At 75.3% G+C, this 23,392-nt stretch carries 21 protein-coding genes and 2 tRNA genes; 17 read left to right on the top strand and 6 right to left on the bottom strand.

Annotated features, from left to right (window positions below; genetic code table 11):
• Positions 1-3: 3 nt before the first annotated feature.
• Positions 4-1,542: a carboxyl transferase domain-containing protein gene (locus tag ACI79H_RS01670; RefSeq protein ID WP_456552635.1), complete on the bottom strand. Its 1,539-nt coding sequence runs from the start codon at positions 1,540-1,542 to the stop codon at positions 4-6.
• Positions 1,539-2,159: a 5-formyltetrahydrofolate cyclo-ligase gene (locus ACI79H_RS01665; protein ID WP_456552634.1), complete on the bottom strand. Its 621-nt coding sequence runs from the start codon at positions 2,157-2,159 to the stop codon at positions 1,539-1,541. The genes ACI79H_RS01670 and ACI79H_RS01665 overlap by 4 nt, the downstream gene beginning before the upstream one ends.
• Before the next feature lie 26 nt (positions 2,160-2,185).
• Between ACI79H_RS01665 and ACI79H_RS01660 the strand changes: the two genes are divergently transcribed.
• The 5 genes from ACI79H_RS01660 (at position 2,186) to ACI79H_RS01640 (ending at position 6,297) form a co-directional block, all read left to right on the top strand.
• On the top strand, positions 2,186-3,118 hold the full coding sequence (locus ACI79H_RS01660) for a UTP--glucose-1-phosphate uridylyltransferase (protein ID WP_456552633.1): 933 nt from the start codon (positions 2,186-2,188) through the stop codon (positions 3,116-3,118).
• Positions 3,119-3,245: 127 nt separating this feature from the next.
• Positions 3,246-4,646 carry a molybdotransferase-like divisome protein Glp gene (gene glp, locus ACI79H_RS01655; RefSeq protein WP_456552632.1) on the top strand — a complete coding sequence of 467 codons (1,401 nt, stop codon included), beginning with the start codon at positions 3,246-3,248 and terminating at the stop codon, positions 4,644-4,646.
• Positions 4,647-4,698: 52 nt separating this feature from the next.
• The gene (locus ACI79H_RS01650; protein ID WP_456552631.1) at positions 4,699-5,277 is read left to right on the top strand and encodes a GNAT family N-acetyltransferase; all 579 of its coding nucleotides are present in this window, start codon (positions 4,699-4,701) and stop codon (positions 5,275-5,277) included.
• A gap of 176 nt (positions 5,278-5,453) precedes the next feature.
• Positions 5,454-6,143 carry a hypothetical protein gene (locus ACI79H_RS01645; RefSeq protein ID WP_456552630.1) on the top strand — a complete coding sequence of 230 codons (690 nt, stop codon included), beginning with the start codon at positions 5,454-5,456 and terminating at the stop codon, positions 6,141-6,143.
• 80 nt (positions 6,144-6,223) lie between these two features.
• Positions 6,224-6,297: transfer RNA gene (locus tag ACI79H_RS01640), tRNA-Ala, on the top strand.
• Between the two features lie 65 nt (positions 6,298-6,362).
• On the opposite strand, the gene ACI79H_RS01635 is transcribed toward ACI79H_RS01640, so the two are convergent.
• Complete coding sequence (locus tag ACI79H_RS01635) at positions 6,363-7,886, bottom strand: dolichyl-phosphate-mannose--protein mannosyltransferase (protein ID WP_456552629.1); 1,524 nt, start codon at positions 7,884-7,886, stop codon at positions 6,363-6,365.
• 43 nt (positions 7,887-7,929) lie between these two features.
• Here ACI79H_RS01635 and rsmI point away from each other — a divergent pair, with 43 nt between their 5' ends.
• Together rsmI and ACI79H_RS01625 are read left to right on the top strand one after the other, a co-directional pair.
• A complete protein-coding gene (gene rsmI, locus ACI79H_RS01630) occupies positions 7,930-8,769 on the top strand; it encodes a 16S rRNA (cytidine(1402)-2'-O)-methyltransferase (protein ID WP_456552628.1) in 840 nt (279 codons plus the stop codon).
• Between the two features lie 123 nt (positions 8,770-8,892).
• Positions 8,893-9,771, top strand: a complete 879-nt coding sequence (locus tag ACI79H_RS01625; RefSeq protein ID WP_456552627.1) for an endonuclease domain-containing protein — start codon at positions 8,893-8,895, stop codon at positions 9,769-9,771.
• Positions 9,772-9,822: 51 nt separating this feature from the next.
• Here the strand turns inward: ACI79H_RS01625 and ACI79H_RS01620 are convergent, their stop codons facing one another.
• Positions 9,823-10,947 carry a magnesium and cobalt transport protein CorA gene (locus tag ACI79H_RS01620; protein WP_456552626.1) on the bottom strand — a complete coding sequence of 375 codons (1,125 nt, stop codon included), beginning with the start codon at positions 10,945-10,947 and terminating at the stop codon, positions 9,823-9,825.
• A gap of 181 nt (positions 10,948-11,128) precedes the next feature.
• Between ACI79H_RS01620 and ACI79H_RS01615 the strand changes: the two genes are divergently transcribed.
• From ACI79H_RS01615 to ACI79H_RS01585, 7 genes are all read left to right on the top strand, one after another.
• Positions 11,129-11,782: a hypothetical protein gene (locus ACI79H_RS01615; protein ID WP_456552625.1), complete on the top strand. Its 654-nt coding sequence runs from the start codon at positions 11,129-11,131 to the stop codon at positions 11,780-11,782.
• A 48-nt stretch (positions 11,783-11,830) separates the two neighbouring features.
• Positions 11,831-13,630 carry a methionine--tRNA ligase gene (metG, locus tag ACI79H_RS01610; protein ID WP_456552624.1) on the top strand — a complete coding sequence of 600 codons (1,800 nt, stop codon included), beginning with the start codon at positions 11,831-11,833 and terminating at the stop codon, positions 13,628-13,630.
• Positions 13,627-14,517 (top strand): TatD family hydrolase, encoded by an 891-nt coding sequence (locus ACI79H_RS01605; protein ID WP_456552623.1) that lies wholly within the window; start codon positions 13,627-13,629, stop codon positions 14,515-14,517. Before metG ends, ACI79H_RS01605 begins: the two co-directional genes overlap by 4 nt.
• 51 nt (positions 14,518-14,568) lie before the next feature.
• A complete protein-coding gene (locus tag ACI79H_RS01600) occupies positions 14,569-15,408 on the top strand; it encodes a hypothetical protein (protein WP_456552622.1) in 840 nt (279 codons plus the stop codon).
• Between the two features lie 321 nt (positions 15,409-15,729).
• Positions 15,730-16,815 carry a ubiquitin-like domain-containing protein gene (locus tag ACI79H_RS01595; RefSeq protein ID WP_456552621.1) on the top strand — a complete coding sequence of 362 codons (1,086 nt, stop codon included), beginning with the start codon at positions 15,730-15,732 and terminating at the stop codon, positions 16,813-16,815.
• On the top strand, positions 16,778-17,692 hold the full coding sequence (rsmA, locus tag ACI79H_RS01590; protein ID WP_456552620.1) for a 16S rRNA (adenine(1518)-N(6)/adenine(1519)-N(6))-dimethyltransferase RsmA: 915 nt from the start codon (positions 16,778-16,780) through the stop codon (positions 17,690-17,692). Before ACI79H_RS01595 ends, rsmA begins: the two co-directional genes overlap by 38 nt.
• Positions 17,689-18,621: a 4-(cytidine 5'-diphospho)-2-C-methyl-D-erythritol kinase gene (locus ACI79H_RS01585; protein WP_456552619.1), complete on the top strand. Its 933-nt coding sequence runs from the start codon at positions 17,689-17,691 to the stop codon at positions 18,619-18,621. The genes rsmA and ACI79H_RS01585 overlap by 4 nt, the downstream gene beginning before the upstream one ends.
• Positions 18,622-18,625: 4 nt before the next feature.
• Here the strand turns inward: ACI79H_RS01585 and ACI79H_RS01580 are convergent, their stop codons facing one another.
• A complete protein-coding gene (locus ACI79H_RS01580; protein ID WP_456552618.1) occupies positions 18,626-19,225 on the bottom strand; it encodes a TetR/AcrR family transcriptional regulator in 600 nt (199 codons plus the stop codon).
• A 56-nt stretch (positions 19,226-19,281) separates the two neighbouring features.
• Positions 19,282-20,265: an acyl-CoA desaturase gene (locus ACI79H_RS01575; protein ID WP_456552617.1), complete on the bottom strand. Its 984-nt coding sequence runs from the start codon at positions 20,263-20,265 to the stop codon at positions 19,282-19,284.
• Positions 20,266-20,499: 234 nt separating this feature from the next.
• On the opposite strand from ACI79H_RS01575, the gene ACI79H_RS01570 reads away from it, so the two are divergent.
• The 3 genes from ACI79H_RS01570 to ACI79H_RS01560 all read left to right on the top strand — a co-directional run bounded on the left by ACI79H_RS01570 (position 20,500) and on the right by ACI79H_RS01560 (position 23,095).
• Positions 20,500-20,572: transfer RNA gene (locus ACI79H_RS01570), tRNA-Gln, on the top strand.
• A 28-nt stretch (positions 20,573-20,600) separates the two neighbouring features.
• Positions 20,601-22,118 (top strand): bifunctional UDP-N-acetylglucosamine diphosphorylase/glucosamine-1-phosphate N-acetyltransferase GlmU, encoded by a 1,518-nt coding sequence (glmU, locus tag ACI79H_RS01565; protein ID WP_456552616.1) that lies wholly within the window; start codon positions 20,601-20,603, stop codon positions 22,116-22,118.
• Positions 22,115-23,095, top strand: coding sequence for a ribose-phosphate diphosphokinase (locus ACI79H_RS01560; protein ID WP_456552615.1), 981 nt, complete (start codon positions 22,115-22,117; stop codon positions 23,093-23,095). Before glmU ends, ACI79H_RS01560 begins: the two co-directional genes overlap by 4 nt.
• Positions 23,096-23,392: the final 297 nt, after the last annotated feature.

Genomic DNA, 23,392 nt, shown 5'->3' with positions numbered 1-23,392 from the left:
GCGTCAGCGGCCGAGGTGGCGGTACCGGTGCAGCCGCGTGCGGAAGCGCTCGGTGTCGTCCCGGCCCAGCAGGCCGGCCAGCTCCTCGCCGAGCACCCGGCCCAGCCGCAGGCAGAACCCGGTCGGCTCGTCGGCTGCGTCCGGCCGCTCGGGGACGACGCGGTCCACGATCCCCGCCCGCCAGAGGTCGGTCGCCCGCACGCCCTGCGCCTGCGCCATCTCCCCGGCGTGCTCGACGTCGCGGTGCACGATCGCCGAGGCGCCCTCCGGCGGGAGCGGCCCCAGCCAGCCGTTGGCCGCCGCGAGCACCCGGTCGGCGGGCACCAGCGCCAGCGCACCACCCCCGGTGCCCTGGCCCAGCAGCACCGCGAGCGTCGGGGCCTGCAGCATCACCAGGTCCTGCAGGCAGCGGGCGATCTCGCCGGCCAGCCCGCCCTCCTCGGCCTCCCGGGACAGCGCCGCGCCGGGGGTGTCGATGAGCGTCACCAGCGGCAACCGGAGCTCCTGCGCGAGGTGCATGCCGCGGCGTGCCTCGCGCAGCGCGGCCGGGCCGAGCGGTGCCGCCGTCGACTGCCCGCGCCGGTCCTGGCCGAGGACGACGCACGGCGCGCCGCCGAAGCGGGCCAGGGCCAGCAGCAGGCCGGGGTCCTTCTCCCCGGCACCGGTGCCGGACAGCCCCACGACGTCGGTGGCCGCGGTGCGCAGCAGCCGCCGCACGCCCGGCCGGTCGGTCCGCCGCGACGCGGTCACCACGTCCCACGCGGTGCGGTGGTCCTCCGGGTCGTCGGCGTCGGTGCCGTCCTCCGGGCCGGGCCGGTCGGCGCGTGCGACGTCGACGTGCCACGTCTGCCGGGCGGCGAGCACCCGCAGCGCGCGGTCGGCGACCTCGGCGATCTCGTCGTGCGGGACGACGGCGTCGATCAGCCCGTGCTCGGCCATGTGCTCGGCGTTCTGCACGCCCTCGGGGAACGGCTCGCCGTACAGCGCCTCGAACACCCGCGGCCCGAGGAAGCCGATCGAGGCGCCCGGCTCGGCGATGGTCACGTGGCCGAGCGAGCCCCAGGAGGCCAGCACCCCGCCGAAGGTGGGGTTGCGCAGGTAGACGAGGTAGGGGAGCCCCGCCTGCTTGTGGCGGGCGATGGCCGCGGTGATGCCGATCATCTGCAGGAAGGCCACCGTCCCCTCCTGCATGCGGGTGCCACCGGAGACCGGCGCGGCCAGCAGCGGCAGCCCCTCGTCGGTCGCCCGCTCGACGGCGGAGATCAGCCGGTCGGCCGCGGCCACGCCGATGGAGCCCGCGAGGAAGCCGAACTCCCCGGCGACGACGGCGACGCGGCGGCCGCGCAGCAGCCCCTCCCCGGTGATGATCGACTCGTCCTGCCGGGTCCTCTCCGCCGCCGCGGTCAGCTCGCGGGCGTAGTCCTCGCCGACCTCGCGCGGCGGGACGGGGGAGTCCCACGAGCGCCACGAGCCCGGGTCGAGCACCAGGTCGCGCAGCGCGCGGGCGTCCAGCCGCGAGGGCCGGTGGGGGGCGGCTGTCACGGGTGCTCCGATCGAGGGGGCGGGGTGCGGGCGCCGCCGATGATCTCCCAGCCGCCCGACGGGGTGACGACCGCGGTGACCCGGTGGTCGTGCGGTTCGGCGGGCAGCGCGTCGAGCAGCTCGTCGTCGAACACCACCGCGACGAGGACGGCGTCCGGGCGGGCGTGCCGCAGCGCGCGGTCGTACCAGCCCCCGCCGCGCCCCAGCCGCACCCCGTCGCGCGACACCGCCAGCGCCGGGACGACGACCACCTCGGCCGCCGCCAGCGCCGCCGGGCCCAGGCGGGGGCCGGTCGGCTCGAGCAGCCCGTACCGGCCGGGGGTCAGCCTGCCCGCGTCCACCGCCCAGCCGAGCTCCCGCCCCTGCACCGGGACCACCGGCAGCAGCACGCGGGCGCCGCTGCTCCCGAGCGCCTCGCGCAGCCGGCCGTGCCCCGGCTCGACGTCGTCCGGGACGTGCCCGGCGACGGTGGCCGCCGCGGCGAGCCCGGCCGCCAGGGCATCGGCCACCGCCGCCGCGGCGGCCGCGCGCTGCGGAGCCGTGCGGGCCCGGCGGGCGGCCAGCAGGGGAGCGCGCAGCGCGGCCTTCGCCGCGACCGGATCGCCACCGGGAGCCATGCCGGGAGGCTAGCTAGGCTGCGCGCATGACCAGCCCGGGCACCCGACCTGCACGCAAGGCCGTCATCCCCGTGGCGGGGATGGGGACGCGCTTCCTGCCGGCCACCAAGGCCGTGCCCAAGGAGCTGCTGCCGGTCGTCGACCGCCCCGCGCTGCAGTACATCGTCGAGGAGGCCGCCCGCGCCGGGCTGCCCGAGGTGCTCATGGTCACCGGCCGCGGCAAGGGCGCGATCGAGGACTTCTTCGACAGCACCCCGGAGCTCGAGACCGCGCTGGAGAAGAAGGGCGATGCCGGCCGGCTGGACGCCGTCCGGGCCTCCACCGAGGTCGCGCAGGTGCACTTCGTCCGGCAGGGCGAGGCCAAGGGCCTGGGCCACGCGGTCCTCCAGGCCGCGGCCTTCGTCGGCGACGAGCCCTTCGCCGTCCTGCTCGGCGACGACCTCATCGACGCGCGCGACCACCTGCTCGAGCAGATGCTCGCCGTCCAGGCCGAGCACGGCGGCTCGGTCGTCGCGCTGCTCGACGTCGGCATGGAGAACATCGACAAGTACGGCGCGGTGGCCGTCGAGCCGGGGTCGCAGCCGGTCCTGGACGGCGACGAGGTCGTCACCGTCACCGGGCTCGTGGAGAAGCCCCCGGCCGACGAGGCACCCAGCAGCCTCGCGATCATCGGCCGCTACGTGCTTGCGCCCGAGGTCTTCGAGGTGCTGCGGGCGACCGAGCCGGGCCGGGGCGGGGAGATCCAGCTGACCGACGCGCTGGCCACCCTCGTCGCGCGCGGCGAGCCGGTGCACGGCGTCGTCTTCAGCGGCCGCCGGTACGACACCGGCGACAAGCTGGACTACCTCAAGGCGGTCATCCGGCTGGCCGTCGAGCGGGACGACCTGGGGCCCGCGCTGCGTCCCTGGCTGCACGAGTTCGTCAGCGAGCTGCCCGCCGAGGGCGCGTCGCCCGCCTGACCGGGCCCGGCAGAGGGCACCATCGGACGGCGGCGTACCGCGTCGGCCCCCGATCGGGGTCCGCGGGCTGCCCAGGCCGGTGCCGCCGAACGGCGGACGGCACGGCGGACGTGTGGTGGTGGTGGGGATGACCGGCAGGATCGACAGCGCGGACGGAACGGGCGGGGGGTACCGCGACACGCAGTTCGTCGACGGTCCGCCGTCCCCTCCGGCCGGAGGGGAGCTGCCCCCGCTGCCGACGCCGCGACCGGTCGTCGAGGGCCCGATCCCGCTCCCGCCGGCCGAGTCCGTGCCGCTGTCGGTGATCTGCACCGTCGAGCGGCACCTGGACGAGATCCTCGCCAGCGTGCCCCAGCCCGACCCGATCGAGCTGGCCGTGCTCGACGCCCAGGGCCTGCTCTGCGCCGAGGAGGTCGTCAGCCAGCGCGCGCTGCCGGCCTTCGACCAGGCGGCCCTGGACGGGTACGCCGTCCGCGCCGAGGACGTCGCCGGCGCACGGCTGTCCGCCCCGGTCCCGCTGGCGGTCGTGGGGGAGAGCGTCGCGGGTGCGAGCAGCCCGGCGTCCATCGGGCCGGGGCTGGCCTTCAAGGTGTCCGCCGGCGCGATGCTGCCGGTCGGTGCCGACGTCGTCGTCCCGGCGGTGTGGACCGACCAGGGCGCGGTGCGCGTCGAGGTGCTGGCCGGCCCGCCGGCCGGCGGCTACGTGCGCCGCACCGGGGACGACGTCGCCCCCGGCGACCCCGCCGTCCAGGTCGGCACCCCGATCGGCCCGGCCCAGATCAGCCTGCTGGCCGCCGTCGGCCGGGAGCGGGTGCTGGTCCGGCCGCGGCCGCGGATCGCCGTCCTCTGCGCCGGCAGTGAACTGGTCGACGTCGGTACGACGCCGGCGCCCGGCCAGGTCGTCGACGTCAACAGCTACGCGCTGGCCGCCGCCGCCCGGGACGCCGGCGCCGAGGCCTACCGCTCCGGCATCCTGCCGACCGACCGACGCCGGCTGACCGAGGTGCTCGAGAGCCAGCTGCTGCGCAGCGACCTCGTGCTCATCGCCGGCACCTTCGCCCCCGGCGGGTTCGACATGGTCCAGGAGGTGCTCGCCGAGCTGGGCGAGATGCAGTTCCGCCAGGTGACGATGCACCCCGGACCGGTGCAGGGGTTCGGCCGGCTGGGCCGCGACCGGGTGCCGGTCATCTGCATCCCCGGCGAGCCGGTCGCCGCGCTGGTGGCCTTCGAGGTGTTCGTCCGCCCGGCGATCCGGCTGATGCTGGGCAAGCGCCAGCTGTTCCGCCGCACGGTGCAGGCCGTCGCCGGGCAGGCGCTGGTCTCGCCGCTGGGCTACCGCCAGTACCTGCACGGCACGGTCATGCGCCACCCCGACGGCGGCTACGTCGTCGAACCGGTGGGTGACGGCACCGACGCGCTGCTGGCCCGGATGGCGCGGGCCAACTGCCTGATCGTCGTCGACGAGGACGTCACCGACGTGGCCGCGGGAGGCCTGGTCACCGTCATGCCCCTGCTGCTCGGGGGCTGAGCTGGACGCCGCGCTGCACCCCGGCTGGCCCGCCCGCCTGGGCTGGGGCCCGGTGGAGCTGCAGCCGCTGCGCCGCCGCGACGCCGGGGAGTGGAGCCGGCTGCGGTCGGCCAACGAGGACTGGCTGCGCCCCTGGGAGCCGACCTCCACCCAGCCGTGGGCGGTGCGGCACAGCCCGGCTGCCTACCGCGCGATGCGGCGGGCGCTGGCGCGGCGGGCGCGCACCGGCGTCACGGTGCCCTTCGGCATCCGGGTGGAAGGCCGGCTCGTCGGCCAGGTGACCGTGGACAACGTCGTGCGCGGCGCGCTCCGCTCGGGCTGGCTGGGGTACTGGATCGACCGCGAGGTGGCCGGCCGTGGCCTGGCGTCGCTGGCCGTCGCGCTGGTCTGCGACCACGCGTTCGGCCCCATGGGGCTGCACCGGCTGCAGGCCGACATCCGCCCGGAGAACACGCCCAGCCGCCGCCTCGTGCAGGGCCTGGGCTTTCGCCAGGAGGGCGAGCTGCGCCGCTACCTCGACATCGACGGCGCGTGGCGCGACCACCTGGCGTACGCCCTGCTCGCCGACGACCTGCCCGGCACCGTGCTGCAGCGCTGGCAGGGGCGCACCGGCCGGGACGCGGGGCGCTAGCACGGTCGCCGGCCGGTCACCGGCCGCCCCGTGTCGACACGCCGACCGCTCGTCACACCAGTCACACGACCGTTCAGCGACACGCCGCGCGCCTCCCTCGTCCGGGGGGCTGATCTGCATAACCTCGCCCTCGCGAGTGACTCATGTGACAGGTGGTGTTCGAAATGGGATCAGGCGTGCTGCTGGCTGCTCTGGTCGTGCTCTGGTTCGTCGTGCTGGTGCCCATGGTGGTGACCCGCGGCGACGCGCAGGACGACCGGACCGGGCGTGCGGACTCCGGTCGGACGCTGCAGCGGCGCCGGGCGGCCAACCCCGTCGTCCACGCCGAGACCGAGCGGGTGCAGATCGACCGCGAGGCGCTGCTGACCTCCGGTGAGCTGAAGGTGGACGTGCACGCGCTGCGCCGTCGCACCCTCGGTGGCCTGGTCGCGCTCGCCGTCGTCGCCCTCGTCGGCGCGGTGGCCTACAGCTCCTGGCTGTGGATCGCCCAGCTGGTCCTCGACCTCGCCGTCGTCGGGTACGTGCTGGTGCTGCGCAAGGTCGCCCGCCGCGAGCGGCTCGCCGCCCGTCGCGCCGCCCGTGCCGCGGCCCGCGCCGCCCTGCGCACCCCGGCCCGCCCGGCCGCCGCGCCGGCACCGCGCACCGCTCCCGAGGTGCACGAGACCGTCGCCGCCGAGGCGCTGCCGAAGCTGCCGCACCCGAGCGTCCCGCTCGCGCCGGTGGCGCAGTTCCGCGGCCGCGTCGTCGCCGCCCGCACGCCGGCTCCGGTCGGCTGGCAGAACAGCGCCGTCGTCGGGCTGGACGACGACGACATCGGCTTCGCCGACATCGACGAGTACCAGCCGCGCCGCGTCGCCGGCATGTAGTCCCTCGCCGTCCCGGCTCGCCGGGTGCCGCCCCCGGTGGTGGCGCCGGGCGGCCGGGACGGTACGCTGGCACCACGTCAGGGGCTGTGGCGCAGTCCGGTAGCGCACCTCGTTCGCATCGAGGGGGTCAGGGGTTCAACTCCCCTCAGCTCCACCCTGCACGTCACGAACGCCGTCGGGCCTCCGCCCGGCGGCGTTCGGCGTTCCCGGCCCCGTGCGTCAGAACCAGGACGGGAACCACATGCGCCGCACCCACTCCGCCTGGTCCAGCGGCGCGCCGGTGAGCACCGGCAGGAAGAAGACGAACGAAGCGGCGACGACGGCCACGTAGAGGCAGACCGCGGCCAGGCCGAGCGTGCGCCGGGGCCCGGGCCCGGGGGGCCCGAGGACGTCCTGGAGCAGCAGCGTCACCGCCAGCACGAGGAACGGCACGGTCGGCGCCAGGTAGAAGATGAACATCGTCCGGTCGGTGCTGAGCAGCCAGGTCGCCCAGCCGGCCGCGATCGCGGTGAGCGCCACCCCGGCGGCCGGGTCGCGGCGGGCCAGCCCGCGCCAGACGAGCCACACCATCGCCGGGATGAACAGGAACCACAGCGTCGGCGTGCCCACCATCAGGATGTAGCGGATGACCGGGTCGCCGTCGGCGTCGGTGAGGTCCTGCGGGTTCCACAGCAGGATCGGGCGGCCGTTGACCAGCCACGACCACGGGCCGGACTCCCAGGGGTGCGGCGTCGACAGGCCGCTGTGGAAGCGCAGCCACTCCGCGTGCTGGTGCCACAGCGAACGCAGCGCGTCCGGGACGAACGCGAACGCGGTGTCGGGGTTCTGCTGCGCCCACGCCTTGCCCTGCGAGGTCTCCCCGAGGAACCACCCGGTGAAGCTGGCCAGGTAGGCGAGCACCGGCACCGCGCCCAGCGCCCACACCGCGCCCGGCAGGCCGTAGCGGGCGGCGCGGCGGGTGGGCCGCGCGGCGCCGGCGTCCCGCCACGCCGCGCGCTCCCACAGCAGGGAGGCGACGGCGAAGAACGCCAGGAACCAGACGCCGCTCCACTTCACCGCGCAGGCGCAGCCGAAGAGGAACCCCGCGGCGATCCGCCAGCCGCGCGGGCCCAGCCGGAACCCGTCGGCCGCGCGGTCCCCGGCGTCGCGGATGCGGGCCCGCACGCGGTCGCGGTCGACCACCAGGCAGGCCACGGCGGAGACGACGAACACCTGCAGGAAGACGTCGAGCAGGCCGATCCGCGACAGCGAGAAGGAGAAGCCGTCCAGGGCCAGCAGCAGCCCGGCGACCAGGCCGAGCAGCGTCGAGCCGGTCAGCCGCCGCGCCAGCCGCACCAGGACGACGACGGCGATACTGCCGGCCACCGCGCTGGGGAACCGCCAGCCCAGCGCGTTGTCGCCGAACACCGCCTCCCCGGCGGCGATCAGCCACTTCCCGAGCGGCGGGTGGACGATGAAGGTGTAGCCGCGGTTGTACTCGTGGCCCCACCGCAGGAGCTCCGCGGCCTCGGGCGGGTAGTACGCCTCGTCGAACAGCAGCTGGCGCGGGTAGGTGATGCCCGCCAGCCGGCTGACCAGGGTGAGCACGCCGAGCACCGCGGTGAGCAGCCAGGACAGCCGCGCGTCGGCGGGCAGCGGCGGCGTCCGGTCGCGTCGCGGGCGGGGCAGCGACCGGCGGCGGGCGGGCGCCGCGGTCGGCGGGCCCGGCTCCCGCTCGTCCCGCTCGGGTGCCAGCACCGCCATGCGGCCAGCGTAGTGAGAGCGGCGGCGTGACAGGCTCGGTGCCGTGAGCGGACGGCTGGTGCTGGGTGGGGCGCCCCTGGGGCAGCCGGGTGACGTGGGCCCGCGGCTGCGGTCGGTGATGGAGACCGCCGACGTGCTGGCCGTCGAGGACACCCGGCGCCTGCACCGGCTGGCCGCGGACCTCGGCGTCACCTTCACCGGGCGGGTCGTCACGTTCCACGAGTCGGTGGAGCAGGCGCGGCTGCCCGGGCTGCTGGCGGCGCTGGCCGAGGGCGCCACCGTGCTGCTGCTCACCGACGCCGGCATGCCCTCGGTGTCCGACCCCGGCTACACGCTGGTGCGGGCCGCGATCGACGCGGGGATCGACGTGACGTCGGTGCCCGGCCCGTCGGCGGTGACGACGGCGCTGGCCGTGTCGGGGCTGCCGGTCGACCGGTTCTGCTTCGAGGGCTTCCTGCCGCGCAAGGCCGGCGAGCGGCGGTCGCGGTTCGCGGGGCTGGCCGGCGAGCCGCGGACGATGGTGTTCTTCGAGTCACCGCACCGGCTGGCCGACGCGCTGGCCGACGCGGCCGCCGCGCTGGGGGAGGACCGCCCCGCCGCCGTCTGCCGCGAGCTGACCAAGACCTACGAGGAGATCCGCCGCGGCCCGCTGGGCGAGCTGGCCACGTGGGCGGCCGAGGGCGTCAAGGGCGAGATCACGCTGGTCGTGGGCGGGGCCTCCGCGCGGGCGGTGTCGCTGACCCCTGCGGAGCTCGCCGCCGAGGTGGCCGCCGAGGAAGCCGCCGGCGCCACCCGCAAGGACGCGATCCGCGCCGTCGTCGAGCGGACCGGCACCCCGCGCCGCGTCGTCTACGACGCCGTCGTCGCCAGCAAGAGCCCCTGACCCCCGCCCTTTGCGCACCTTCCGACCTATCGAGCGCCTTCGAGACGTCGGGAAGTGCGCACGAGGCGGGGGTGCCTGTGGACGGGGCGCACGCGAGGGGGCGTGGACCGGCACGGTGCTCCGGTGCCCGTCCACCCGCACGTGCCCGCTCAGCTCCGCGGTCGACCGTTCCTGGGGTCGACCGCCGTGGCCGCGGGTCTGCTGACGGAGCGGCAGCTCCGGGGCAGTTCCTGGCGTCGCCTGCTCCAGGGCGTCTACGTGCACCGCGACGTGCCGGTCACCCACGCGCTCCGAGCGGAGGCGGCGACCGTCCTGCCGGGCGCGGTCGTCACCGGACGCAGCGCCGCCGTCCTGTGGGGTGTCGACCTGGCGGGCCCGGGGGACGACGTCGAGGTCACCCTGCCACCGGGCTCCCACATGGTGCGCGTGCTCGGGCTCTGCAGCCGCCGGGCTGCACTCCTCGCCGGCGACGTACGCCGCCGTCGGGGCCTGCTGGTCACGTCCCCTGCGGCCACCGCCCTGCGGGTCGCCGGCGTGCTCGGCCAGGACGCGGCGGTCGCGGCTGTCGACCAGCTGATCGCGGCCGGCGTGGTGGACCTGGACGATGTGCGGCGGCGCGCGGCTGTCGCGCGCGGTCCGGGCTCAGCTCGCGGACGACGGGTGGCGGCCCTCGCCGACGGGCTGGCCGAATCGCCCCCGGAGACCCGGGTCCGGCTGCTCATCGGCCGGAGCCCGCTGCCCGAACCCGTCGCCCAGTACCGGGTGCTGCACGCCGGGCGCTTCGTGGCGCGGGTGGACTTCGCCTGGCCGGAGCTCAAGGTCGCCCTGGAGTACGACGGGCTGTGGCATGCAAGGAACGGTCAGTTCGCCCGGGACCGGCGTCGGCTCAACGCCCTGCGGGAGGCCGGTTGGAGCGTCGTCTTCGTGACGGCGGCCGACCTGCGGGACCCGGCCGCCCTGGTCGCCCGGATAGCTCGTGCGCTCAACGGCATTGCGCGCTGATCGACGTCTCGGAGGGGGTTGAGGGGGCGGTGAGGGCGCAATGGCAGAGGTTCAGAGCCAGCCGTTGCGCTTGAAGCCGCGGTACAGCAGCACGCAGGCGCTCAGGATGACCAGCAGCACGACCGGGTAGCCGTAGCGCGTGCCCAGCTCGGGCATGTGCTGGAAGTTCATCCCGTAGATGCCGGCGATCGCGGTGGGGACGGCGATGATGCCGGCCCACGCCGAGATGCGGCGCATGTCCTCGTTGTCAGCCATCTGGGTCCGGGCCAGGGAGGCCTGCAGGATCGAGGTGAGCAGCTCGTCGAGGCCGGCTACCTGGTCGCGCACCCGGATGGCGTGGTCGAGCACGTCGCGGAAGTAGGACCGCATGGGCGCCGGGACGACGTCGATCTCCCGCTCGGCCAGCTTCTGCAGCGGCACCTCCAGGGGGGACACCGCCCTGCGCAGCGACATCAGCTCCCGCTTGAGCTGGTAGAGCCGGCCGACGTCGTCGGTGCGCTCGGGACTGAACACCGAGGCCTCGAGCTCGTCGACGTCGTCCTCCACGGCGCCGGCCACGTCGACGAAGGTGTCCACCACCAGGTCCGCGACGGAGTAGAGGACCGCGGCGGGCCCCAGGCACAGCAGCTCCCGCTGCTCCTCGAGCCGGTGCCGCAGGTCGCCCAGCTCCCCGTGGTGCCCGTGCCGCACCGTGATCACGTAGTGCGGCCCGAGGAAGACCATGACCTCGCCGGTGTCGACCACCTCGCTCGTCGCGGTGAGCTCCTCGTGCTCCACGTAGGTCGCGGTCTTGAGCACCATGAACAGCGCGTCGTCGTAGCGCTCCAGCTTGGGCCGCTGGTGGGCGTAGACGGCGTCCTCGACGGCCAGCGGGTGCAGGCCGTAGTGCTCGGCGAGCGCACCGAGCTCGTCCTCGGACGGCTCGTAGAGCCCGAGCCACACGAAGCCGCCGGCCTCGCGAGCGACCCGGAGCGCCTGCTCCGGCGGGACCGGCGCCTGGCGCCGGCCGTCCACGTACACCGCGCAGTCGACGACGACGTCCGCGCCCGGCGGGCGGGTGGGGGAGCGGGCCTCCCGCCCGGCGGGGCGCGGCCGCGGGTCCGGGCGGTCGGTCGGGGCGGCCCGGTCCGGCAGCGGCGGGGTCGGCGGGGTGGACGACGTGTCGGCGCTGCTCATCGGGCATCTCCTCGGGACCGGGCCTGAGCAGCGTAGGCACGCCGGTCCGACGCCGGCCGAGGACTCGATCCGCGACACCGGCTCACCCCGACGGGTGAGCCGCGGCCGGGAGCCCTCCAGCGCCGCCCCGCGCGCGACGAGCAGAGCGGGGACAGCACGGTCCGGGTCAGGGGGAACTCCAGTGGCGATCAGCGTCCACGACGTCCGCGGCACCACCGCGTGGCCCGGTCTCGTGCTGCCCGCGGCGCAGGGGACGGCGCGCAGTCGTCCGCCGGTCGCCGTCGTGCTCGCCGGCCTGCTGGCCGTCGTGGAGTCGATCGCCCTGCTGGCCGTCGCCCTGAACGGCCTGGACGGGTTGCTCACCGGCCCGTCGCGTCCCGCGGCCCCGGTCGCCGCGCTCGTGCTGCTCGGGCTGGCCGCCTGGATCGTCCTGGCCGCGGGGAGCGGCGCCATGGTCGTCGACGGCTCCAGCCGCGGGCTGCTGGTCGGCGTCGCGGTCGGCGAGCTCTTCCTGGTCGCGCTGCTCGGCCTGCTCGCGGTCGTCGACCCGATCGCCGCGCCCGCCGGGTCGTCGCTGCCCCTCCTCCTGCTCGTCGCCGTCGCGGTGCCCATCGGCAAGCTGCTGCTGGCCGGGTCCCCGTCGACCGAGGCCTGGCTGGTCGCCGGCCCCCGCCCGGTCGAGCCCCGCCCCGACCCGGCGACGACGCACCGCGCGCTGGCCACGGCCACGCTCGGCGTGATCGGCCTGGCGCTCGGCGCGGTCGCCCTCCTGGGCCCGGCCGACGAGCCGCTGCGCACCGGCGAGACCGCCTCCACCGCGGTCTACCAGCCCTGACGCGGCGTCCCGGGCAACCGGGTGGACGGGCCTCCGTACTGTTGACCCGTGAGTGATCGGCACATCCTGACCGCGCCCGCCTGGCCCTACGCCAACGGCCCGCGGCACCTCGGCCACGTCTCCGGCTTCGCCGTCCCCGCCGACGTCTTCAGCCGCTACCAGCGGATGGCGGGCAACAAGGTGCTGATGGTCAGCGGCACCGACGAGCACGGCACGCCGATCACCGTCGCGGCCGACGCGGAGGGTGTCTCCCCCCGCGAGATCGCCGATCGCAACAACCGGATCATCACCGGCGACCTGCAGTCGCTCGGCCTCAGCTACGACCTCTTCACGCGGACGACGACGGCCAACCACGCGGCGGTCAGCCAGGAGATCTTCCTGGGGCTGCTGAAGAACGGGTACGTCTTCCCGCAGACCACGCTGGGTGCGATCAGCCCGTCGACCGGGCGCACGCTGCCCGACCGCTACATCGAGGGCACCTGCCCGATCTGCGGCTACGACGGCGCGCGCGGCGACCAGTGCGACAACTGCGGCAACCAGCTCGACCCGACCGACCTGATCAACCCGGTCAGCAAGATCAACGGCGAGACGCCGAAGTTCGTCGAGAGCGAGCACTACTTCCTCGACCTGCCCGCCTTCACCCGTGCGCTCGGCGACTGGCTGGGCACGCGGAAGAACTGGCGCTCGAACGTCCTCAACTTCAGCGTCAACCTGCTCGAGGACCTCAAGCCGCGCAGCTACACCCGCGACATCGACTGGGGCGTCGCGGTGCCGCTGGAGGGCTGGCGGGACCGGCCCGACAAGCGCATCTACGTGTGGTTCGACGCCGTCGTCGGCTACCTGTCGGCGTCGATCGAGTGGGCCCGCCGCTCCGGTGACCCCGAGGCGTGGCGCTCGTGGTGGCAGTCGCCGGACTCCGAGGCCTACTACTTCATGGGCAAGGACAACATCGTCTTCCACTCCGAGATCTGGCCCGCCCAGCTGCTCGGCTACAACGGCGAGGGCGACAAGGGCGGCACCCCCGGCTCGCTGGGCCGGCTGAACCTGCCCACCGAGGTGGTCTCCAGCGAGTTCCTCACCATGGAGGGGCGCAAGTTCTCCTCCTCGCGGAACGTCGTGATCTACGTGCGCGACTTCCTGGCCCGGTACGACGCCGACGCGCTGCGCTACTTCATCGCCGTCGCCGGGCCGGAGAACCAGGACACCGACTTCACCTGGGAGCAGTTCCGCCGCCGCAACAACGAGGAGCTCGTCGCCGGCTGGGGCAACCTGGTCAACCGCTCGGTGTCGATGGCGGCCAAGAACGTCGGCGCCGTGCCGACGCCCGGTGAGCTGACCGACGCCGACCGGGCGCTGCTGGCCACCACCTCGGGTGCGTTCGGGGCGGTCGGCGAGCTCCTGGCGCGCAACCGGCAGAAGGCCGCGATCGGCGAGGCGATGCGGGTGGTGTCCGAGGCCAACAAGTACCTCTCGGACCAGGCGCCGTGGAAGCTCAAGGAGGACCCGGCCCGCCGGGACACCGTGCTGCACACCGCGCTGCAGGCGATCAAGGACTGCAACGCGCTGCTGACGCCGTTCCTCCCGCACTCCGCGCAGAAGGTGCACGAGCTGCTCGGGGGCGAGGGCGCCTGGTCGGTCGCGCCGGAGGTGCACGAGGTCACCGACCTCGACGACGGCTCGCCGTACCCGATCATCACCGGTCCGTACGACCGTGGGCAGGCGGTCTGGGGCTCGACGCCGCTGGCCGCCCCGGGGACGCCGCTGGCGGCGCCGACGCCGATCTTCACCAAGCTGGACGAGTCGATCGTCGCCGAGGAGCTGGCCCGGCTGGAGGAGAAGGCGCAGTGAGCCGCTCGGCCTCCGCCCGGGCGAACCGGCGGGGGGAGCCGCCGGCGTCCCCGGAGCCGCTGCCGGCCCCGGCGCTGGACAGCCACACCCACCTCGACATCGTCCTGGGGGAGCGGCCGGCCGACGACGAGCACGGCGAGTGGGCCTCCGACGCCGCCGTGGACGCCGAGATCGCCGCGGCCGCGGCGGTCAACGTGACCCGGCTGGTGCAGGTCGGCGTCGACGTCGCCTCGTCGCGCTGGTCGGCGGCGCTGGCCGCCCGGCACCCGTCGGTGCTGGCCGCGGTCGCGCTGCACCCCAACGAGGCCGGCGCCGGGAAGGCGACCGACGAGGCGCTGGCCGAGATCGACCGGCTGGCCTCGCTGCCCCGCGTGCGGGCCGTGGGGGAGACGGGGCTGGACCGCTTCCGGACCGGGCCCGACGGGTGGGCCGCGCAGGAGGAGTCGTTCCGGGCGCACATCCGGATCGCGGAGGAGCACGGCATCGCCCTGGTCATCCACGACCGGGACGCGCACGAGGAGATCCTGCGCGTGCTCGACGACGAGGGCGCTCCCGAGCACGTCGTCCTCCACTGCTTCTCGGGCGACGCGGTCTTCGCGAAGGCCTGCGTCGAGCGCGGCTTCGTCCTCTCCTTCGCCGGCACCCTGACCTTCGGCAACGCCGGCTACCTGCGCGAGGCCGCGGCGCTCACGCCGCTGGACCAGCTGCTGGTGGAGACCGACTCGCCGTTCCTGACCCCGGTGCCGCACCGCGGCCGCCCCAACGCCTCCCGCCTGGTGCCGCACACCGTCCGGGCGCTCGCGGAGGTCACCGGCACCGACCTGGCGGAGCTGTGCACCGCCCTCACGGCGAACGCCGAGCGCGTCTTCGGGAGCTGGGAGGACTAGGCGGCGGGCGCATCCACGCACGCCCCGCCTGCGGCGAGGCACACTGGCAGCGTGGGACGCCTCATCGCTGTGCTGCTGTTCATCGCCGTCCTGGTACCCGGTGTCCTGCTGGCCCGCGCGTGGGCCCGGGCAGCGGACCGGCGCGCGGTGGCGGGCGGTTCCGTCGCCTTCGCCGAGCCGACGCCGGAGGGGACGGCGACGCTGGCCGCCCAGGCGCAGCACGGCCGGCGCTGGCGGCGGCTGGGCTGGGTGCTCGGCATCGCCGGGATCGTGGGCTGCGTGCTCCTGTGGGGCGAGTCGTCGGTCTTCCTGTGGGTGCCGGCCCTGGCGCTCGGCCTGCTCGCCGGCGTGCTGCTCGCCGAGGTCACCCGGCCCCGGCCGCGCTGGGCGCCGGCCGAGCCCTACCGCCGGCCGCGCCAGGCCGAGCTGGTCTCGGGCTGGCTGATCTGGACCACCCGCCTGGTGGTGGTGGCCGAGCTCGCCGCGGCCGTCGCGTTGTGGTCGGCCGGCGAGGTGAGCGACGCCGTCGGCTGGACCGCGGTCGTCGTCCCCGCCGTCGCCTGGGTGGTGGCGGAGCTGGCGCTGCTGCGCGCCGTGCTGCGGCCGCTGCCGGCCGCGGGCGCCGACGTCCCGGTCGACGAGGCGCTGCGCACGTGGACCGCGCACCTCGTGGCGGCCGCCGCGAGCGTGCTGGCGCTGCTGCCGCTGGGCGCGCTCTCGCTCACCGCGGGCATCGAGCGGGGCGACCGGGTGACCGAGCACTTCGACCTGCTGCCGGTGGCCCTGGTGGCCGCTGGTTTCTCGGCCCTGGCAGCCGGCGTCGCGGTCGCGGTGTTCCTGCTGACCTGGCTGCGGCCGGTGCGCGCCGGCACGCCCGCCCTCGCCGGCTGAAGCGGCCGCGCTGCCCGTTAGGGCCCTGATCCACGCTGTGTCCTTGCTCACCGGGGTCTGCACGGGCTGAGCGGGGATCCACTCGCCGAGCTCGGCATGGCTGTCACGGACGGTGTCGGCGCGTCCACTTAGCGACATGGCGACCGTCTGGTTCACTCAACGCGCACCGTTGCACCACACACCGTGCTCGTTATCGTGTCGTGATCAGCCGGGGTGGAGGACGCGCCGGGCCGTCGGCCTGGCGCGTGCTGCAACGGGCCTGCCGTCCACCGCGGCGCGCCCGTTCCCTCCTGCCCGGGTTCCGTGACCCCTGGATGTGCCGTGCGCCGCTCGCTCCGTCTCAGCCTCTTCGCCCTGGTCCTGCTCGGACTCGTGGGCGGGACGCTCGCCTTCTTCGTCGCCCAGAAGTCCGTGACGCTCACCGTCGACGGGCAGGCCCAGCAGGTCGGCACCTACGCCGACACCGTGGCCGAGGTGCTGGACGAGGAGGGGCTGCAGCCGGCGGCCCACGACGTCCTGCTGCCGGCCGCCTCCGAGCCGCTGGCCGACGGCGACACGGTCGTGCTCACCCGCGCACGTCCCCTGCAGCTCAGCGTCGACGGCGTCGAGCAGGAGATCTACGTGACCGCCCTGTCGGTGGACGAGGCGCTCGAGCAGCTCGGCCTGCGCGGCGACGGGCTGGTCCTGTCCGCGAGCCGCAGCGAGCGGCTGCCGCTGGACGGCATGAGCCTCACGGTGATCACGCCCAAGGACGTCGTCCTCGTCGTCGACGGCCAGGAGCGGGTGGTCACCTCGACCGCGGCCACCGCCGCCGACCTGCTCGCCGAGCAGGGGATCGCGCTGAGCGGGACCGACCGCGCCAGCGTCGACCTCGCCCAGCCGCTGGCCGACCAGATGCGCGTGCAGGTGTTCCGCGTCGAGGTCAGCGAGGTCACCGAGATCGTCACCGTCCCGCACGAGCGCGTGGAGACGCCGAACCCCGAGGCGTTCGTCGGCGAGAAGACCGTCACCGTCAAGGGCGTCGACGGCCGGCAGACCGTCACCTACCGGGTCACCGTCACCGACGGCGTCGAGACCGCCCGCGAGGCGCTGGGCACCAGCGTCGACCAGGCACCGGTCACCGAGCAGGTCACCGTCGGCACCAAGGCCCGGCCGACCAACCGCCCCGCGGCCGACGGCCTGAACTGGGCCGCGCTCGCGGCCTGCGAGTCCGGCGGCCGCCCCAACGCGGTCAGCAGCACCGGGAAGTACCACGGGCTCTACCAGTTCTCGGTCGCCACGTGGCAGGCCGTCGGCGGCACCGGCCTGCCCTCCCAGGCCTCGGCCGACGAGCAGACCTACCGGGCCCAGCTGCTCTACAACCGCTCCGGTGCCGGCCAGTGGCCGCACTGCGGCAAGAACCTGTGAGCGGTCGCCGCTGAGCACCGTCCCCGAGCAGGGCGACGGGCTCCTCGGACCGGCCGCCATCCGCGAGCTGGCCGCGGAGCTCGCGCTGCGCCCGACCAAGTCGCTGGGCCAGAACTTCCTGCACGACGCGAACACCATCCGGCGGATCGTCCGCACCGCCGAGGTGCGGCCCGACGACGTCGTGCTGGAGGTCGGTCCCGGCCTGGGCTCGCTGACCCTCGGCCTGCTGCCCGCCGCGGCCGCGGTCACCGCCGTGGAGATCGACCCGCGGATGGCCGCCCGGCTGCCCCGGACGGTCGCCGAGCGCCGGCCCGATCTCGCCGACCGCCTGACCGTGGTCGAGGCCGACGCGCTGCGGGTCGCGGAGCTGCCCGGTCCGGCCCCGACGGCGCTGGTGGCGAACCTGCCATACAACGTCGCGGTGCCCGTGCTCCTGCACCTGCTCGAGCTGCTGCCGAGCCTCGACCGGGCGCTGATCCTGGTGCAGGCGGAGGTGGCGGAGCGGCTGGCGGCGGCACCCGGCGCCGCGGCGTACGGCGTGCCATCGGTCAAGGCCGCCTGGTACGGGGAGGTCCGCCGGGCGGGGAACGTCGGGCGCCGCGTGTTCTGGCCCGAGCCGAACGTCGACTCCGGCCTGGTCGCCCTCGTCCGCCGCCCACCGCCGGAGGGCGACCGGGCCGCGACCTTCGCCGTCGTCGACGCCGCGTTCGGCATGCGGCGCAAGAGCCTGCGCGCGGCCCTGGCGCGGTGGGCCGGCGGCCCCGCGGCGGCCGAGACCCGGTTGCGGGCGGCCGGCATCGACCCCGCCACCCGCGGCGAGCAGCTCTCGGTCACCGACTTCGCCCGGCTGGCGGCGACCGACCCGGTGCGGCCGTGACGGCGGGGGACGGCGTCAGCGCGAGCGCGCCGGCGAAGGTCAACGCGCACCTCGCGGTCGGGCCGCTGCGGCCCGACGGCTTCCACGAGCTGCGCACGGTCTACCTCGCCGTGTCGCTGCTCGACACGGTCACCGCGCGGCCCGGGGACGGGCTGAGCCTCACCGTGAGCGGCGAAGGGGCCGGGCCGGCCTCCGGCGCGGACGCGGTGCCCACCGACCGGCGCAACCTCGTCTGGCGCGCCGCCGAGCTGCTCGCCGAGCACGCGGGCGTCCCGGCGGACGCCCGGCTGGCCATCACCAAGTCCATCCCCGCCGCTGCGGGCCTGGCCGGGGGCAGCGCCGACGCGGCCGCCGCCCTGGTCGCCCTCGACGCGCTGTGGGGCACCCGGGCCGGCCGCGACGACCTGCTCGGCCTGGCCGCGCGGCTGGGCAGCGACGTCCCCTTCAGCCTGCTCGGCGGCGTCGCCCTGGGCACCGGGCGGGGCGAGCGGCTGGCCCCCGTGCCGGCCGCGCGCTCGTTCCACTGGGTGCTCGGCATCGCCGGTGCGGGCCTGTCCACGCCGGCGGTCTACGGCGAGCTGGACCGGCTCCGGGCCGACGGCCGGGTACCCGACGGTGCGCAGCTGCAGCCGGCCGAGCCGGTGCTCGCCGCCCTGCGCGGCGGATCACCGGAGGCGCTGGCCGCGGCGCTGGACAACGACCTGCAGGCGCCCGCGCTCGCGCTGCGGCCCGAGCTGCGCCGGGCGCTCGACGCGGCGACCGGCGCGGGAGCGCTGGGGGCCCTGGTGAGCGGTTCCGGGCCGACCGTCGCCGCGCTGGCGCGGGACGAGGACGCCGCGGTGCGGCTGGCGGCGTCCCTGGCCGGGGAGGGCGTGTTCCGCGCGCTGCGCGTGGTCACCGGCCCGGTACCGGGCGCCCGGCTGGTCTGACGGGTCAGTCCTCGCCGACCAGCCCCGGATGGGTGTCGAGGTGGGACAGGCCGTTGTAGGCCAGGTTCACCAGGTGCGCGGCCACCACCCGCTTGTCCGGGGTGCGGGTGTCCAGCCACCACTGCCCGACCAGCGCGACCATGCCGACCAGCGCCTGGCTGTACAGCTCGGCCAGCCGCGGGTCGTAGCCGCGGGCGTCGAAGTGGCCGCCCAGGATGTGCTCGACCTTGCGGGCCACCTCGCCGATGAGCGAGGAGTAGCCGCCCACGCCGCTGGTGACCGGTGCGTCCCGGGTGAGCACGAGGAAGCCGTCGGTGTCGGACTCGATGTACTCCAGCAGCACGAGCGCGGCGCGCTGCAGCAGGTCCCGGGGGTGGCCCGGGTCGGACAGCGCCGCGGTGAACCGGCCCAGCAGCAGCTGCATCTCGCGGTCGACGACGACGGCGTGGATGCCCTCCTTGCCGCCGAAGTGCTCGTAGACCACGGGCTTGCTCACCTGCGCGTGCGCCGCGATCTCCTCGATGGAGGTGGCGGTGAAGCCGCGCCGGCCGAACAGCTCGCGGGCGACGTCGAGCAGCTGCTGGCGGCGCTGCGCGCCGGTCATGCGCACGCGGGGCCGGGCGCCGCCCGGAGCGGGCGGCGCCTCGGGGTCGGTTCCGCTCAGGACGTGGCCGGGGCCTCGACGCGGCGCTTGGCGGCCAGCCGCACCGGGTCGGGCCACTTGACGTTCGAGGCCCAGCCCAGCTTCTCGAAGACCCAGATGACGCGGGCGCTGATGTCGATCTGACCGCGCAGCACGCCGTGCCGGGCGCAGGTCGGGTCGGCGTGGTGCAGGTTGTGCCAGGACTCGCCGCCGCTGAGGATCGCCAGCGGCCAGAAGTTGGTCGCCCGGTCGCGGGAGGCGAAGGGCCGGTTGCCGACGACGTGGCAGACCGAGTTGATCGACCAGGTCACGTGGTGCAGCAGGGCGGCGCGGACGAGGCCGGCCCAGAAGAACGCCGACCAGGCGCCGGCCCAGGTGCCCGTGATCAGGCCGCCGAGCACCGCCGGCATCGCCAGGCTGAGGAACGCCCAGACGACGAAGGTCTTCGAGATCAGGACCAGGCCGCGGTCCTTGAGCAGGTCGGGGGCGTAGCGCGCCTGGTTGGTCTTGCGGCGGTCGAACAGCCAGCCCAGGTGGGCGTGGAACATGCCCTTGAGCAGCGAGCGGAGGTCGGTGCCGTAGCGCCAGGGGGAGTGCGGGTCGCCCGCGCGGTCGGCGAAGGCGTGGTGCCGGCGGTGGTCGGCCACCCACTGGTTGACCGGGCCCTGGATCGCCATGGAACCGGCGACGGCCAGCCCGAGGCGCAGCGGGCGCCGGCTCTTGAACGAGGCGTGCGTGAAGTGCCGGTGGTAGCCCACGGTCACGCCCAGCAGCGAGAGGTAGTAGAAGCCGACGGCGAGGCCGACGTCGAGCCAGGACAGGCCCCAGCCCCACACCGCGGGGACGACGGCGGCCAGCGCGACGAAGGGCACGAGCACGATCACGTAGAGCGTGACGATCTCGAGCGTGCTCTTGCGCCGCCCGATCGCGTTGGCCGGCAACCCGTCGTAGGGCTCTGCGCGCGGCGGAGCCGTCGGCCGGGTGAGGGCGGGAGCGGACAAGGAAACTCCTGGCTGTTCGGATTCGGCCTCGGGCGCGGTCTCGGCCAGCGAGCCTCGGGCTGCGTTCGGAGAAAGCTACGACAGCGTAGGCGGATCCGCGAACCGGCCGGTGGCGGTCGCGGGCACGCCCGGCCGCTCCGCCGGTGCCCGCCCTCGGGGCCCCCGGCCGTAGGCTCGCCCCCGGGTGCCGGTCCACGCGGGTACCTGTGCGACGCCGGCCGCCGGCGCCGCGCGTGGGGGATGGGGTAATCGGCAGCCCGCCGGCCTTTGGAGCCGTGCAGTCTCGGTTCGAGTCCGAGTCCCCCAGCAGCAGCCGTCACCGTCGGAGGAGACCCGTGGCCCCGCAGGAACCGTCGTCGTCCCGTCCCGCAGGGGCTCCGCCCGTCGCCGCCGTGGTCGTCCTGGCTGCGGGCCAGGGGACGCGCATGCGCTCGTCGACCCCCAAGGTGCTGCACGCCCTCGGCGGGCGCAGCCTGCTGGGTCACGTGCTGGCCGCGGCCGCCCCGCTGGCGGCGGGCACCACCGTCGTCGTCGTCGGCTCCGGCCGGGAGCAGGTGGCCGCGCACCTCGCCGAGATCGCCCCCGGGGCGCTGGCGGTCGTGCAGGAGCAGCAGCTGGGCTCGGGTCACGCGGCCGAGGTCGCGCTGGCCGCGGTGCCCGACGTCGAGGGGGCGGTGCTGGTGCTCAACGGCGACTCGCCGCTGCTGACCACCGGCACGCTGGAGGCGCTCGTGCACGCCCACGACGCGGCGGGCAGCGTCTTCACCGTCCTGACCGCGGAGGTGGACGACCCGACCGGGCTCGGCCGCATCGTCCGCGGTGCCGACGGCGCCCCGCGGGCCATCGTCGAGGAGCGCGACGCCACCGACGAGCAGCGCGCCATCCGCGAGGTGAACGCGGGGGTGTACGTCGCGAACGCCGGCACGCTGCGCCGGGTGCTGGCCGGCATCGGGTCGGCCAACGCGCAGGGCGAGCAGTACCTGACCGACGCGCTCGCGCCGCTGGTCGAGGGCGGCGCCCCGACCGCCGCCGTCCGCGCCGGGGACCCCGACGACGTCCTCGGGTGCAACGACCGCCGGGAGCTGGCCGAGCGGCGGCGCACGCTGAACGACCGCGTGCTCGACGAGCTGATGCGCGCGGGCGTCACCGTCGTCGACCCGCAGACCACCTGGGTCGACGTCACCGTCGAGGTGGGGAACGACACGGTGCTCGAGCCCGGCACCCAGCTGCGGGGGGCGACGACGATCGCCTCCGGGGCGGTGGTGGGCCCCGACACGACGCTGGTCGACTGCACCGTCGCGAGCGGCGCCAGCGTGGTCCGGTCGCACTGCCTCGGGGCGGAGATCGGGCCGGAGGCCACCGTCGGCCCGTTCAGCTACCTGCGCCCGGGCACGCGGCTGGCACGCGGCACCAAGGTCGGCGCCTTCGTCGAGACGAAGAACGCCGAGGTGGGGGAGGGGTCGAAGGTCCCGCACCTGTCCTACGTGGGCGACGCGACCATCGGCCGCGGCGCCAACATCGGCGCCGCCACGGTCTTCGTCAACTACGACGGCGTGGCCAAGCACCGCACGACGATCGGCGACCACGTCCGCGTGGGGTCGGACACGATGCTCGTGGCACCGGTCACCATCGGCGACGGCGCCTACACCGCCGCGGGCTCGGTCATCACCCAGGACGTCCCCCCGGGGGCGATGGGCGTGGCGCGGGGGCCCCAGCGAAATGTGGCAGGCTGGGTGCGACGCCGCCGGCCGGGCAGCCCCGCCGCGGAGGCCGCCGAAGCCGCCGAGCGGCGGGCGGACGCCCCCGAGCACCCCGGGGCGCACCACGACGACGAGGGACAGCAGAGCCGATGAGCGCCATCCGGCAGACCACCAACAAGAGCCTCATGCTCTTCTCCGGCCGGGCCTACCCCGACCTCGCCGGCGAGATCGCCGGGCACCTCGGCGTCACCCCGACCCCGACGGCGTCCTACGAGTTCGCCAACGGCGAGCTGTTCGTGCGGTTCGAGGAGTCGGTGCGCGGCTGCGACGCCTTCGTCGTCCAGAGCCACACCGCGCCGATCAACACCTGGCTCATGGAGCAGCTGATCATGGTGGACGCGCTCAAGCGCGCGTCGGCCAAGCGGATCACCGTCGTCGCCCCGTTCTTCCCCTACGCCCGGCAGGACAAGAAGCACCGCGGCCGCGAGCCGATCTCGGCCCGCCTGGTCGCCGACCTGTTCAAGACCGCCGGGGCCGACCGGCTCATGACCGTCGACCTGCACACCGCGCAGATCCAGGGCTTCTTCGACGGCCCGGTCGACCACCTCTTCGCGCTCGACCTGCTCATCGAGCACGTCAAAGAGCGCTGGGGCGACCGCGACATCACCGTCGTCTCGCCCGACTCCGGCCGGGTGCGGGTCTCCGAGCGCTGGAGCGACAAGCTCGGCGGCACCCCGCTGGCCTTCATCCACAAGACCCGCGACCCGCTGGTCGCCAACGAGGTCGTCGCCAACCGCGTCGTCGGCGAGGTCGAGGGCCGCGTCTGCATCCTGGTCGACGACATGATCGACACCGGCGGCACGATCGTGAAGGCCGCCGAGACGCTCTTCGACGCCGGCGCGGCCGACGTCATCGTCGCCGCCACCCACGGCGTGCTGTCCGGCCCGGCCGTCGAGCGGCTGTCCAACAGCAAGGTCAGCGAGGTCATCATCACCAACACGCTGCCCATCGAGGACGAGCGCCGCTTCGACAAGCTCACCGTCCTGTCGATCGCCCCGCTGCTCGCCCGGGCGATCAAGGAGGTCTTCGAGGACGGCTCGGTGACGAGCCTCTTCGACGGCGCCTCGTGACATCGCGATCCTCCGGATCGCACCGCGGCCACGGGCCGTCCCCTGCTGCGACGAGCGCGTTCCCGTCCTGACTCGGGGGACCCTCCGGGCCCCCGCTCTTCAGGACCCGCTCCGCGGCGTTGCTCGCCCGTCCGCCCTCGGGGGACCCTCCGGGCCCCCGCTCGGGCGGACCCTCGGTTGCGTCGCGTAGTCTGGTTGCGTTGCCCGGCGAGGGAGCCTCCGCTCCGTGATCGACGTGCGTGTGCCTCCTGAGGTGTGCTGCGTCGGCGCCGGCCCGCAGACCGATCCACCTCCCGA

The sequence above is a fragment of the Blastococcus sp. SYSU D01042 genome, assembly GCF_054050515.1.
The sequence above is the reverse complement of the archived record's forward strand: the minus strand, read 5'-3'. Positions and strand labels throughout refer to the sequence as shown.